The 13,152-nt window shown below is 61.5% G+C and carries 12 protein-coding genes and 1 pseudogene; 6 read left to right on the top strand and 7 right to left on the bottom strand.

Features of this window, described 5'->3' with window-relative positions:
• Positions 1-26 precede the first annotated feature (26 nt).
• Positions 27-2,873 (top strand): leucine--tRNA ligase, encoded by a 2,847-nt coding sequence (gene leuS, locus BDB13_RS04360; RefSeq protein WP_094270561.1) that lies wholly within the window; start codon positions 27-29, stop codon positions 2,871-2,873.
• Positions 2,874-3,130: 257 nt separating this feature from the next.
• Here leuS and BDB13_RS04355 read toward each other — a convergent pair whose 3' ends face one another.
• Positions 3,131-4,408, bottom strand: coding sequence for a hypothetical protein (locus BDB13_RS04355; RefSeq protein ID WP_094270560.1), 1,278 nt, complete (start codon positions 4,406-4,408; stop codon positions 3,131-3,133).
• A gap of 162 nt (positions 4,409-4,570) precedes the next feature.
• Positions 4,571-5,020, bottom strand: coding sequence for a DUF1579 family protein (locus BDB13_RS04350; protein WP_094270559.1), 450 nt, complete (start codon positions 5,018-5,020; stop codon positions 4,571-4,573).
• Positions 5,021-5,205: 185 nt separating this feature from the next.
• Here BDB13_RS04350 and BDB13_RS04345 point away from each other — a divergent pair, with 185 nt between their 5' ends.
• The 5 genes from BDB13_RS04345 to BDB13_RS04325 are packed head-to-tail and all read left to right on the top strand — an operon-like array spanning position 5,206 to position 9,436.
• Positions 5,206-5,580 (top strand): nuclear transport factor 2 family protein, encoded by a 375-nt coding sequence (locus tag BDB13_RS04345; protein WP_094270558.1) that lies wholly within the window; start codon positions 5,206-5,208, stop codon positions 5,578-5,580.
• Position 5,581: 1 nt separating this feature from the next.
• The gene (locus tag BDB13_RS04340) at positions 5,582-6,538 is read left to right on the top strand and encodes an alpha/beta fold hydrolase (RefSeq protein ID WP_094270557.1); all 957 of its coding nucleotides are present in this window, start codon (positions 5,582-5,584) and stop codon (positions 6,536-6,538) included.
• Between the two features lie 33 nt (positions 6,539-6,571).
• Positions 6,572-7,528, top strand: coding sequence for an SMP-30/gluconolactonase/LRE family protein (locus BDB13_RS04335; protein WP_094270556.1), 957 nt, complete (start codon positions 6,572-6,574; stop codon positions 7,526-7,528).
• Positions 7,529-7,571: 43 nt separating this feature from the next.
• On the top strand, positions 7,572-8,642 hold the full coding sequence (locus tag BDB13_RS04330) for a Dyp-type peroxidase (RefSeq protein WP_094270555.1): 1,071 nt from the start codon (positions 7,572-7,574) through the stop codon (positions 8,640-8,642).
• On the top strand, positions 8,642-9,436 hold the full coding sequence (locus BDB13_RS04325; RefSeq protein WP_094270554.1) for a family 1 encapsulin nanocompartment shell protein: 795 nt from the start codon (positions 8,642-8,644) through the stop codon (positions 9,434-9,436). The genes BDB13_RS04330 and BDB13_RS04325 overlap by 1 nt, the downstream gene beginning before the upstream one ends.
• Positions 9,437-9,600: 164 nt before the next feature.
• On the opposite strand, the gene BDB13_RS04320 is transcribed toward BDB13_RS04325, so the two are convergent.
• The 5 genes and pseudogenes from BDB13_RS04320 to BDB13_RS32045 form a co-directional block, all read right to left on the bottom strand.
• Positions 9,601-10,434, bottom strand: a complete 834-nt coding sequence (locus BDB13_RS04320) for a DUF692 domain-containing protein (RefSeq protein ID WP_176459526.1) — start codon at positions 10,432-10,434, stop codon at positions 9,601-9,603.
• On the bottom strand, positions 10,422-11,315 hold the full coding sequence (locus BDB13_RS04315) for a TIGR04222 domain-containing membrane protein (protein ID WP_094270553.1): 894 nt from the start codon (positions 11,313-11,315) through the stop codon (positions 10,422-10,424). The genes BDB13_RS04320 and BDB13_RS04315 overlap by 13 nt, the downstream gene beginning before the upstream one ends.
• Positions 11,312-11,992: an SDR family oxidoreductase gene (locus BDB13_RS04310; protein WP_094270552.1), complete on the bottom strand. Its 681-nt coding sequence runs from the start codon at positions 11,990-11,992 to the stop codon at positions 11,312-11,314. The genes BDB13_RS04315 and BDB13_RS04310 overlap by 4 nt, the downstream gene beginning before the upstream one ends.
• Before the next feature lie 26 nt (positions 11,993-12,018).
• Entirely contained in the window at positions 12,019-12,741 is a 723-nt protein-coding gene (locus BDB13_RS04305) for a cyclase family protein (RefSeq protein ID WP_176459691.1), read from the bottom strand.
• A pseudogene (locus BDB13_RS32045) lies at positions 12,739-13,143 on the bottom strand (TIGR03668 family PPOX class F420-dependent oxidoreductase); the annotation flags it as partial. The pseudogene BDB13_RS32045 and the gene BDB13_RS04305, both read right to left, overlap by 3 nt.
• Positions 13,144-13,152 lie beyond the last annotated feature (9 nt).

The following is a 13,152-nucleotide window of genomic DNA, read 5'->3' as shown; positions in this document are numbered from 1 at the left end:
CGTCAGCCAAGTAGATAGCGACCACAGTGACCGAGTCTTCGCAGTCCCCCGATTCACCAGTCGACGCCACCCCGCAGCACCGCTACTCCGCGGAGCTTGCCGGCCAGATCGAGCAGCGCTGGCAGGACCGCTGGAGCGAGGAGGGCACGTTCAACGCGCCCAATCCGGTCGGTCCGCTGTCCTCCCCCGAGGGCGTGCCCGCCGACAAGCTCTTCGTCCAGGACATGTTCCCGTACCCCTCGGGTTCGGGTCTGCACGTCGGCCACCCGCTCGGATATATCGCGACGGACGTCTTCGCGCGCTACCACCGCATGCAGGGCCACAACGTGCTCCACACTCTCGGCTACGACGCCTTCGGGTTGCCGGCCGAGCAGTACGCCGTGCAGACGGGCACCCACCCGCGTACGACGACCGAAGCGAACATCGCCAACATGCAGCGCCAGCTGCGACGCCTGGGTCTGGGGCACGACGAGCGTCGTAGCCTCGCGACGACGGATGTCGATTTCTACCATTGGACGCAGTGGATCTTCCTGCAGATCCATGGCGCTTGGTACGACAAGGCTGCCGGTAAGGCACGTCGCATCTCGGAGCTGGAAGCTGAATTCTCTTCGGGTGAACGAGCTTTGGAAGACGGCCGCGATTGGGCAGCGTTGACCGTTGCGGAACGCGGCAAGGTTCTGGACTCGTACCGCCTTGTCTACCAGTCTGATTCGATGGTGAACTGGTGCCCTGGTCTGGGTACGGTGCTGGCCAATGAAGAGGTAACGGGTGACGGCCGCAGTGAGCGTGGCAACTTCCCCGTCTTCCGCAAGCACCTCCAGCAGTGGATGATGCGGATCACCGCCTACTCCGACCGCCTGGTCGACGACCTCGAGTACCTGGATTGGCCGGACAAGGTCAAGGCCATGCAGCGCAACTGGATCGGCCGCTCCTATGGTGCCGAAGTTACATTCGCTGCCGGTGAATTCGGCATCGACGTCTTCACGACGCGTCCCGACACTCTGTTCGGTGCGAGCTACGTGACACTGGCCCCCGAGCATGAGTTGGTCGATCAGTTGGTCACTGCAGAGTGGCCCGAAGGTGTCGACGCTCGCTGGACCAACGGCGCGGCAACCCCGGTGGAAGCGGTTGCTGCATACCGTAAGTCCATCGCTGCCAAGACGGATCTGGAGCGTCAGGAAAACAAGGAAAAGACCGGCGTCTTCCTGGGTACGTACGCGGTCAACCCCGTCAACGGCCACAAGGTGCCCGTCTTCATCGCGGACTATGTGCTGACCGGCTACGGCACCGGCGCCATCATGGCTGTCCCCGGACACGATCACCGCGACTGGGAATTTGCGACGGCATTCGGCCTCGATATTCTCGAAGTTATTGCCGGTGGCAATGTTTCGGAGGCTGCGTACACAGGCGACGGCGCTCTGGTGAACTCCGACTACCTCGACGGACTGGATGTTGCCGAGGCCAAGGCAACCATCATCAGCAAGCTCGAAGAAGCCGGACACGGCAAGGGCACCATCCAGTACAAGCTGCGCGACTGGCTCTTCGCGCGTCAGCGTTACTGGGGCGAGCCTTTCCCGATCGTCTACGACGCAGCCGGAAATGCGCACGCCCTGCCGGATTCGGCTCTGCCCGTGGTGCTTCCGGAGGTCGAGGACTACGCACCCGTGTCCTTCGATGCGGATGACGCCAACTCCGAGCCTTCTCCCCCGCTGAACAAGGCCACCGAGTGGGTCAACGTCGAACTCGATCTCGGCGACGGACTGCAGACCTACCACCGCGACACCAACGTCATGCCGCAGTGGGCCGGCAGCTCGTGGTACCAGCTGCGCTACATCGACCCCACCAACCAGGACACGTTCTGCGATCCGCAGAACGAGGCGTACTGGACCGGTCCGCGTCCGGAACTGCACGGCCCCAATGATCCCGGCGGAGTCGATCTCTACGTCGGTGGCGTCGAGCATGCAGTGCTGCACCTGCTGTACTCGCGTTTCTGGCACAAGGTGCTCTTCGATCTGGGCTACGTCAGCTCGAGCGAGCCGTACCGCCGCCTGTACAACCAGGGCTACATCCAGGCCTACGCGTACACCGATGCCCGTGGCGTCTACGTGCCGGCCGAAGAGGTCGTCGAGCGCGACGGAAAGTACTTCTACGAGGGCGCCGAGGTCAATCGCGAGTACGGCAAGATGGGCAAGAGCCTCAAGAATGCCGTTGCGCCGGACGAGATTTGCGCCGAATACGGTGCCGATACCCTGCGCGTCTACGAGATGTCGATGGGTCCGCTGGACACCTCGCGTCCGTGGGCGACCAAGGACGTCGTCGGCGCTGCGCGCTTCCTGCAGCGTGTGTGGCGCGTCGTCATCGACGAGGAGACCGGCAAAGCCCGCGTCACCGACGAAGCGCCCGACGAGGCAACGTTGCGTGCACTCAACAAGGCAATCGCCGGTGTCAGTGAGGATTACACGGCGCTGCGCGACAACACGGCTGCTGCCAAGTTGATCGAGTACAACAACCACCTCACCAAGGCCTTCCCGGGTGGCGCTCCCCGCGCTGCTGTGGAGCCGCTGGTGCTGATGCTCGCTCCCCTGGCTCCGCACCTCGCGGAAGAGCTGTGGTCGCGCCTCGGACATGCGGAATCCCTTGCACACGGCCCCTTCCCGGCCGTCGAAGAGAAGTGGCTTGTCGAGGACACCGTCGAGTACCCGATCCAGGTCAACGGCAAGGTGCGTAGCCGCATCAGCGTCCCGGCTGATGCCGATCGCAAGGCTGTCGAGGAAATCGCTCTGGCAGACGAGAAGATCGTCGCTCTGCTCGAGGGCAACGCTCCCCGCAAGGTGATCGTTGTTCCCGGCAAGATGGTGAATATCGTCCTGTAGGGGCAAAGCCCCCGTGCGCCGTTTCGGTAGTACCCACTACCGAAACGGCGCACAGTCGTATCTAGCGCATCCTTGCCCGGACAGCGGAGACGAATTCCTTGAAGGCTCGCTCATCGGTGATCGACTTGAGTAGTACGTCGTTTCCCGACGCGGTGATGCGGACGTGCGAGTTCCCATAACTTGTCTACCTTGGCCATATTTTGTCCCCCCGTTTTGCCTGCATCCTTTCACGCGGCGCCGGGGTTGGCGCGCTGTGCTTATCCCGTCGGCTGCAACGTCCACCCGCTTGTGAGGTCATGTAGGAGATCAGGCAATCGGGGAATCAGCCGTCCCCGCGCCGACATTTCTGTGAACGGATTCGCGAGTATCGCGTGTGTCTCTTGTGAATGTTGTTGTACTGCAGTGATATAGCTGGGTGCCAACTCGTCGGCAATGAACGACCATCGCGCTTCCCGATCCGCCCAGTTGAAGGCCGGAAGCGGGGCCGTCACCGCTGTCTTCACTCCCGCCGCCTGGACGGTCACCTCAATCGGCGCGTAGGTCCCGGGTGCGGGAGTTCCTGGCACGGCAGGCTTTCCGGCGACGGTCGTGACGTAGGTGAGAACCCTTCCCATGCTGCCGCGCCCCTGTGTCGTGGCATCCCATTGATCTGCGATCACCTGATTTTGCTCGCGTGATGCCATTCGGACCAGGGCGTCGGCGAGACTGTCCGGAGTGCCCTCGGAGATGCTCTTCCAGGCTTGGGAAATGTTGTCGTCGAATAGTCCGGCTCGTTCGAACTCCTCGATTCCCTTGCTGCCCAGTGCAATATAGGCCTCATGCATCGGAACCAGATCCATGAAGATGTGCTTCTGCATGGTGAGGAGTCGTTTGACGTACCAATCGATATCTCCGGAATCGGTGTGTGGACCTTGCGTGATCAGGAGTTGGAGGTCGGATGGCAGTGGGCCGGTTGTTCCCGGAGGGAAGGCTGCGACTACCTCGGCGGCCGCGTCGGCAAGTTGGTGGACGCCGTTGACGCTCAGGATGGTGGACGCATCGCCCAGATCGTAGAAACCGGAAGCGAATGACACGCCGGCCAGGCCGGCCATTCCGGCCCAATACAGTTCGGGGTGGGCGTTGGTCATCCGCAGATAGTTGACATAGACGTCGTCGATCGTGGTTCGGTTGGCTGCCAGTCCGCGCTGGGGATCCCAGTTCGCCAGTTCGATATTCGCATTCTCCGCCCCGACGACAAGCCAGTATTGGCGCAGCAGGGTTGCATAGCGGCTGGGGTCGACTCCGGAATTACGGGCTGACGACAGTGCGGACTCGAGCTCGGAACGATCAAGCGGCAGTGCGGGATTCAATCCGCCGGCGTCGGTTCCGTCTTGATTGATCTCGGGAAGGTCGAGGTATTGGGACCCCGTGGGCACTGCGTGAGCCGGTGTAACAACCGTAGTCGTAATGGCCGTTGTCGCAACGATGGCGGCAGCCAGAACGGCTAGGAGAATGCGAAAGCTGTTGAACCTGAACCTGTTGAACGTAGTGAGCACTGGATCTCCCTAGGTTTCCAGCGCAGCAGCAATCGCCTGACCAGGGGCAATTTGTCCAAAATTATTATCGGTCAGTCGATCTCGTCAGGATGCTGGAGTGACAACGTTTGTGGTCAGTTTTCACCGTCGCAGTCCGTACGTCAATAGGCAGTCAGGAGGCACTCAGTAGGCAATCGCCGCGAAACCCATGTCCATCCAGTGGAGCCAGGTTCCCGAGTCGATCTGCCGCTCCCACCGTGCCGTCATGGATGACCTGTCTTCGGACGGCCACAGGGTGCTACGCATGCGATCGCCGAGGAAGGTCCATGATCCATCCGTGTTCGGGTGCGCAGTCATCGCCCCGAATGAGCCCGATCCGTCGAAGGCCCGCATGACATACGTGTTGGTCTCCGGGATGTGCTCGCCGATGAGTTCCAGCGCATGAACATGATCGTCGCCAATCGTGACGTCGACCCTGTGGATGACCCACATTCCGCCTGGCATCCACTCGTACTCGTCGGTGCCGTCTATTTCTGCGACTGGCTGTCCGTGTTCGTCCAATACCGTGCCCGATGTCCTCCACCGCCCGATGATGGAGTCGAATGGTTGCATGGTGTCCGGTGCGGCTGTCATGGCGATCCTCTCGTTGATCTTGTTGTAGGCCAGGGCGGGGCGCGTTGCATATATAGACCGGCCCGGGCCCGCGAAGTAATCGGTCCTGCCAGGCGTGCACATCAGCATCTCTGAACGGCGCACAGGGGCGTGGCCCCTGCGCTATCCTCACGAATAGAACCTGTTCTAACTACGAGGGGTATTTCATGGCACCGTCCGCAGAAGCAATTCGTAAGACCGTCGAGGCATACATGAACGCGGTTGCCACTGGCACTGCCGACGAGGTTGTCGCCCTGTATGCCGAGGGTGCCACGGTCGAAGACCCGGTGGGCACCGATGTGCGTACAACCCGCGAGTCGATCCACGAGTTCTATTCCGTGATCGAGAATTTTGATCAGGAAGCTCACCTCGAGGCTCTGCGTATCGCGGGAAATGAAGCGGCCTTCCACTTCTCGCTCATCACCAAGATGGGTGACAAGCGGCTGACCATCACACCCATTGATGTCATGACTTTCGACGACGACGCGAAGATCACGTCGATGCGCGCCTTCTGGGGCCAGGAAGACATGATCCAGAGCTGATATGACCCTGAAGGCGATTGACGTCGACGGATTCCGTTGGCAGCTGGACGATTCGGGTTCGGGGCAAGCTGTGGTGATGTGCCACGGCTTCCCCGGTCTCGGGTACAGCTACCGGCATCAGTCCGCGGCGCTTGCGAATGCCGGGTTCCGGGCGATTGCCCTGGACATGCCTGGCTACGGTGGAACGACGCGGCCGAGTGACATCGTCGACTACACCAATGATGCTGTGGCAGAGCGCATGATTGCGCTTCTCGACGCGTTGGAGATCGACAAGGCCGTGTTTGTCGGCCACGATTTCGGAGCTCCTGCTGCCTGGACTACGGCGTTGCGATACCCGGAACGTGTTGCTGGACTGGTTTCCTTGGCCGTGCCGTATGCGCCGGATCGATTTCCGGCCCGGCCTTCCGTGATCTACGCGTCGATGGCGGCCAAACACTTTCTACACATTCACTATTTTCAGGAACCGGGTGTGGCCGAGCGAGAACTCGACGCTCACCCTCGCGAGTTCTTGCACCGACTCTTCTTCGCACTTTCCGGTGGATATCGGTACCTCGACGTCTGGAAGAATCCGTCCGAAGGCAACGGCTACCTGGACGTACTTCCGGAGGCTCCGCCGTTGCCGTGGTGGTGGCTCACCGAGGAAGACTTCGATGTCTATGTAAAGACCTTTACTGCAACAGGTTTCACTGGTGGTTTGAACTGGTATCGCGCGTACGACGCGAACTGGGAACGCAGCGAGGATTTGAACGGCGCCCACATTGCGGTTCCGACGCTCTTCGTCGCGGGTGCCGAAGACCCGGTGATCGCAATGAGCGGCCCGAAGGCGTTGGTGCGTATGAAGGAAACCGTGCCGGACCTGCGCGGAGTCCATCTCCTTGACGGTGCGGGGCACTTCGTTCAGCAGGAGCGCGCCGACGAGGTCAGTGAACTTCTGGTGGAGTTCGTGCGCAGTCTCTAGTCGAATCCTCGCAAAAGGTCTACGGTTGCGCAGATGCGAACCAGAATCGTCGATCGCGGTATTCGTGTTGGTATCACCGGAGTACTTGTTGCCGGTTCGATTCTCGCGCTGGGTGTTTCCGGCGCCAGTGCGGCGCAGCTTTGCCCGGGGTCGTCGCCGGCAATTCTCAGCGCACAGATTCCCGGTGCCGCCCTCGAGGGAGTCACCGTCGACGGGCAGGGCCGTCTGTATGCGACGGACCTGGTGAGCCGACAAATCTTCCGCGTCGACGCCCCGGGTCAGGCCGCAGTTCCGATAGCGACGGTGCCCGGTGGCGCCGGCGCGCTCGCGTGGAGTCCCGACGGTTCACTGCTGGTGGGAACCGGAACCAATGCGGGGGTTCTGATCGGCGATCTGACGCGGCAGGCGTCCGTAGCCCGGGTCGATGTCAATACCGGCGCGGTTACGCCGTTTGCGGGCGGTTTGAGCGCCGCAAACGGCTTGGCAGTGGCACACGACGGAACAATCTTCGCTACCAATGATTTCGGGTCGCTGATCGGCAAAGTGAGTCCGAACGGTGCCGTCGACCCGGCGTGGGCGAATCTTCCGAGCGCAAACGGTGCGGCGCTGAGTTCGGACAATCGCTGGCTGTACGTCTCGCGTACGTTCGCCAATCCCGGAGTCAGCCGTATCTCTGTCGACAATCCGGGATACTCCGAATCGTTGGTCGATCTCGGTGGGCTTGAAACCTTTGCTGCACCTGACGGTTTGACGCTCGACTCCTACGATCGTCCGATCGTCCCGACGGATATCAGTGGCGAGGTGTGGCGCATCGACGGGCCCGGCCAGTACTGCGCGCTTACCAGCGGACTGCAAGCATCGAGTGTGCTGACATACGGCCGCGGCACCTCAGGTTTTGCGGCCGGCCATCTCTACCGCGCCGGGTTCGACGGCCGGATCTACGAGATTCCCGCCGGCTTCGATCCGGGGGCGCACGCTGCGACGCCTTGATCGTCCGCTGCATCTAGTGTCCGAATCGTCCATACTGAGGTGCATGGCGGAAACGAGTGCAATCGATGAGGCCCAGACAACCCTGCCTGGAACGTCACTGCCGCCGATACCGCAGCCTCTGCTGACTCCTCTCACCGAAGCCGCGATCTTCCTCGTCTTCACCATCGACGAGGGCGGTGATCAGGCTGTTCACGACATCCTGGCGGACCTCTCCGGCCTGCAGCGATCCATCGGATTCCGGGTGCCGGCGGGCGGGTTGGCTACCGTCGTCGGAATCGGCTCCGATGCCTGGGATCGACTGTTCGAGGGGCCGAGACCAGCGGAATTACATCCGTTTATCGAATTGACCGGCGACACTCATCACGCACCCCGAACGTCGGGTGATCTGCTGTTTCACATCCGTGCCCGGCAGATGGACCTGTGTTTCGAGTACGCGACTGTTGTGACGAACCGATTGGCTGGGGCGGCGACGGTGATCGACGAGGTCCACGGGTTCAAGTACTTTGAGCAACGGGATCTGATGGGCTTTGTCGACGGGACCGAAAATCCTTCGGGGCAAGCAGCATTCGTTGCCGTTACGATCGGTGACGAAGATCCCGAGTTTGCGGGCAGTAGCTACGTCATTGTGCAGAAGTACCTCCACGACATGTCCGGGTGGAACACTCTGCCTACCTCCGAACAGGAAAACGTCATCGGGCGTTCAAAACTCGAAGACCTCGAGATGGACGACGAGACTAAGCCGCCCAACGCGCACACTGCGCTCACGGTCATCGAGGACGAGTCCGGGCAGCAGATTCAGATCCTGCGTGACAACATGCCGTTCGGCCACGTCGGATCGTCTGAGATGGGCACGTACTTCATCGGGTATTCGGCGTCGCCGACCGTGACCGAGCAGATGCTGACCAACATGTTCATCGGGAACCCACCCGGAAACACCGACCGGATTCTCGAATTCTCCACTGCTGTAACCGGAATCAACTTCTTTGTTCCGACGGCAGATTTTCTGGACGACCCCCCGGATCTACCGACTCGTCTTGTGCCCGCATCGAAGTCCACAGCGCCGAACTCCGACGGTTCTCTCGGAATCGGCAGCCTCAAAAGGAGTGACTGGTAATGACAAATCTGCACCGCGATCTAGCACCCGTTTCGGCAGCAGCGTGGGCCGAGATCGAGGAAGAAGCCAGCCGCACCTTCAAGCGTCACGTGGCCGGCCGACGCGTCGTCGACGTCGAAGGTCCGGCGGGTGTTGATCTAGCCTGCGTTGCGTTGGGCCATCAGGTTCCCATCAGCTCACTCGCGGACGGTGTGATCGCCCACGCCCGCCAGTCGCAGCCGATCATCGAGCTGCGGGTGCCGTTCACGGTCAGTCGTCAGGCAATCGACGACGTCGAGCGTGGCGCAAAGGATTCCGATTGGCAGCCGGTGAAAGATGCCGCGAAGAAGATCGCGTTTGCCGAGGACCGCGCCGTGTTCGAGGGATACCCGGCCGCGAACATCACGGGTGTTCGCGCTAGCGGATCCAACCCTGAACTGGCGCTGCCCGCCGACGCCAAGGACTACCCGGAGGCCATCAGCCAGGCCCTCACGTCCTTGCGTTTGGCTGGCGTCAACGGGCCGTACTCGTTGCTGCTCAACGCCGAAGCTTTCACCCAGATCAACGAGACCTCCGATCACGGCTACCCCATTCGCGAGCACATCCGACGCGTACTCGACGGCGACATCATCTGGGCGCCGGCTATCGACGGTGCATTCCTGATGTCTACTCGCGGTGGGGATTACGAGCTGCATATCGGGCAAGACCTGTCGATTGGTTACCTGTCTCATGACGCAAACTCGGTGGAACTGTACTTCCAGGAGTCGATGACCTTCCTGATGTACACGAGTGAAGCTGTTGTCTCACTTACGTAATAGACTCTGATACCACCGGCGACGAACTGGAGGCGTCTTCCGTGAGCGTTTGCGAGCCAGTACTTCCGATGCCGCGGCGAGGGCATCGCGGTCGAATCCCGGAGGTGGCTGGGTGCCGTCGACAAGGGCGCGAACCAGGGCGGCCTGGCGATTCTCGAGACTGCTCATGCGCGTGACCAGTGGGTTCCGGCGGTGATGCGGCTGAGGCCGGCTGCATCGGCGATGGCATCAAGTTCGTCAAGCAGTTCCAACGCCGGCGGATAGTTGCCGTCTCGCTCGAGCATGACTGCCGGGTGATGCCCTTCCGCGGTGAGACGGGTGAGCATTTCCAAGACCGGTTCGGGTACGGGATCGGTGTGAGTGTCGTGATATCTACCGTTGCGAAAACTGCCGCCCGCGATGTGGCAGTAGGCAATGTGATCGAGCGGTAGCCGGCTCAATTCCGTCCACGGATCACGTTGTCGATTAAGAACATTGGCGTACACATTGGCAATGTCCAGAACGAGATGCACGCCGGTACGTTCGATCAGCTCGGACAGGAATTCTGCTTCCGTCAGCTCGTTGTCGGGCCAGTCGAAGAGCGCCGCAATGTTCTCCACCGCCAGTGGTGCCGGTAAGGAGTCCTGGGTTCGGGTGATGTTGCGGGTGAGTGCATCCAGAGCTTCATAGGAGCGGGGTACCGGGAGCAGGTGCCCGGCCTCGATGCCGCCGGCCCGGACAAATGCGATGTGCTCACTGACCATCGGAGCGTCGAGCAACTCAGCCACCCGCGCCAGGTGATCGATGCGGCGAGGGTCCAGCATCTCGGCGCCGCCCAGCGACAGTGAGATGCCATGAGGGATAACCGGAACGGCCAATCGTTCCAGTTCGGGAGGCGCGGCGCTACCGATGGATTCTGCAATCACCTCACAGAATGCGAGGTTGTCGAGTTGCGCGATTATCCCGGCAATTTCAGGGCGCCAGCCGATACCCAACCCTTGCAGGATCACCCGCCGCATCCGCTGGAACCACCGCCGCTGTCGGAGCTACCACAACTGCTGTCACCGCCACCGCCACCGCCACCGCCGTCGGATCCGCTCGAACTCCCGCCGCTGCCAGTGCCGGCTCCGGGGCTAGCCGATACGGCACTGGCCAGGGATGGATCGATGAGAACCAGTGCCCCGGTCCCGAAGAGGGCAGCAGACAGGCCCGCATATGAAGGTCCGTAGCTTGCGAACGAGGGCCGTAAACGCGGTGAGAGGTATGAGTTCTCTTGTTTGAGGCGCTCGAGTTCTGCATCTCCGAATCTGGTTCGTCGAGTGTCGGTGCGTAGGTAGATGATCAGTGCCACCAAGACGGCCATGGTTGCGAGTAAAAAGCCGACAGGGTGACCACCGGCGGCACCTGCGACGAGTCGAATGACGCCGACAGCAATCACAGCCAGGATCGGGGCGATCCGTATGGCAGCCTCGACACCGCTTTGTGGGCGCAGAAGATAGCCCTCGTCCGTCAGCGTTGAACGTAGTTGAGCTAGTGGGGTATTCAGCCTCTTTACCAGGCGAACATGGCGGAGCGGTACCGAGCCTTTGCCGAGCTGTTCGTGGACCGTCCGGGTGAACCAGTCGAGGTGCTGCTTGTCTTGCGCGAACAGTGCGCGCTTGATCTTCCCTCCGGTCGTGATCATTTCAGCACTGCGGAGGATGGTTACCGACGCGAGAATCGCCTGAAAATCACTGGTTAAGGCACCGACTTCCGGAGGGGTCAGTGGGCGCGTTGCTCTGCCGGGAGATTCCCGGGCGCGCATCCGAAGCGTCAACGAGAGGGCAACGGCGACAGTTGCTCCCACGAGGTACCAGAGCAGAAACGTCTGACTCGGGATTCCCCAAGTGTCGCTCTTCATCGGGTCCCCGTAGGCCGGAGGACTATCTCCGTCGGATGGGCGTCGGCCGGCGTTTCGACGGCCGTGCGCACTGCTCGCGCGACAGTGGATGCCTCGAGGAAGAGTGTCGGATCGTAATCCCCACCCTCGCCGGCCACTATGGTGCGCTGCATGTCGGTATCGATGCGTCCGGGGTGGATGGACGTCACGCGCAACGACGGCTCCTCGAGTCGCAGGGCGTCTCCGAAGGCGCGGAGCGCGAACTTACTGGCGGCATACGACGCCCACCCGGCGTTGGCGCGTAGTCCGGCACCGGAGTTGATGAGAACGACATGGCCGTTCGCGGCGCGCAATGCGGGCAGGAGTACCCGCGTCAGTTCGGCGACGGCAATGACGTTGGCTTCGAAGGTGCGGCGCCACTGGTCGACGGAGGATTCTTCGATGGTGCCGAGGTCTGCGATACCGGCGTTGTGAACCAAGACGTTCAGATGATCGATCGAGCGGGCAGCGGCAGCTACGGCGTCGTAATCGGTGAGGTCGACGGGCCACGGCGTCGATCCGGACAGTTCAGCCGTTATCGACTCGAGAGAGCGTGCGGACCGTGCACCCAGCAGCAGGTTGTGGGTGGGTGCCAGTTCGCGTGCAATGGCAGCTCCGAGGCCGCGGCTGGAACCGGTGATCAAGGCAGTAGGGCGCATTCGCCCAGCCTAGCTAAGTAGACGTCCTAGCCAATCAGCGCGTAGATCGTGGCCGGCGATCCCGAACCGCCCCGATTAACGGTGCCACCCACCAGTATGTGAGCTCCGGTGGTGGGTAGCGCGCTCAGGTTGGCCAGATTTTCCAGGCTGATTCGACGCTCACCGTACAGAAGTTTCGAGACTGCGTAGCTGCTGTCATTGCCGGGGTCCGGACCGAAGGTATCGATACCCAGTGCGCCCTGTCTGCCCAGCCGGCCGGAGGTGAGGAGCCACTGAACAGCTTCGATGCTGAAGCCTGGCTGATGGCACACGCCGGAATCATCATTGTTGGCGTAACTATCTGTGCCCCAATGTGACTCCCAGCCGGTCCACGCGATAACCGCCGACCCGTTCGGTATGCGTCCGTACTGCGATTCCCACTTTTCCAGATCGGCGACAGTGAGGATGTAGTCGGCGTCGTTGCCCGCCTGCCCTCGTACGTCGATCTTCACTGCCGGAAGATACAGGTCTGCCGGATCCAGTTGATCTGCGGTGAGTCCGCCAATTTCGAAGTGTGCCGGTGCGCCCCAATGTGTTCCGGTGTGTTCACCCTGCCTCACGTGCTGCAGGTAGTAGCCGTCGGCTTCGATGGTTGCAGCGATCTCCAGTGTAAATTCCGGATCGCCGGGAAAGATCGGCGTAGTCGCGGGGTCGTTGACGTGCGATAGAGAAACGATGTTCTGGGTCTCTCTGATGATGTTGCCGGGCACAGACTCCCACGACGACCATCGTAGGTTTCGGACGGCGATCACCTGGCCGTCGGGACGGGTGTCGACGTACTGCGAGTATTTCCGGGCCAATGCATCGATCGCTTTTTCTGCCTCGGGCGTTTGTGGCTCGAGTATCTCTGCCTCCCCATCCGCCCGTACCCACCAGAGCTGAGACCAGTCGTCGTCGTAACGATCGACCAAGAGACTGACTCGCGGGTTCTGTGAGATATTTCGGAGCCGACGAAGCGCTGTGGTGGTTTTCGGTTTGTGGTCCACACAGGAATAGAGGGTGTCTCCGACCACCACGAACACGAGCGGCACGATGTGCGGAACTCCATCGGCGTCGGCAGTGGCCAGACTTGCCACCCGCGCTGCGGCGAATCGTGCTCTCGGATCGTCCATAACCACAGC

This window comes from Rhodococcus sp. OK302, from assembly GCF_002245895.1.
In the GTDB taxonomy this organism is placed as follows: Bacteria; Actinomycetota; Actinomycetes; order Mycobacteriales; family Mycobacteriaceae; genus Rhodococcus_F.
This window is presented reverse-complemented; position numbering and strand designations above follow the sequence as displayed.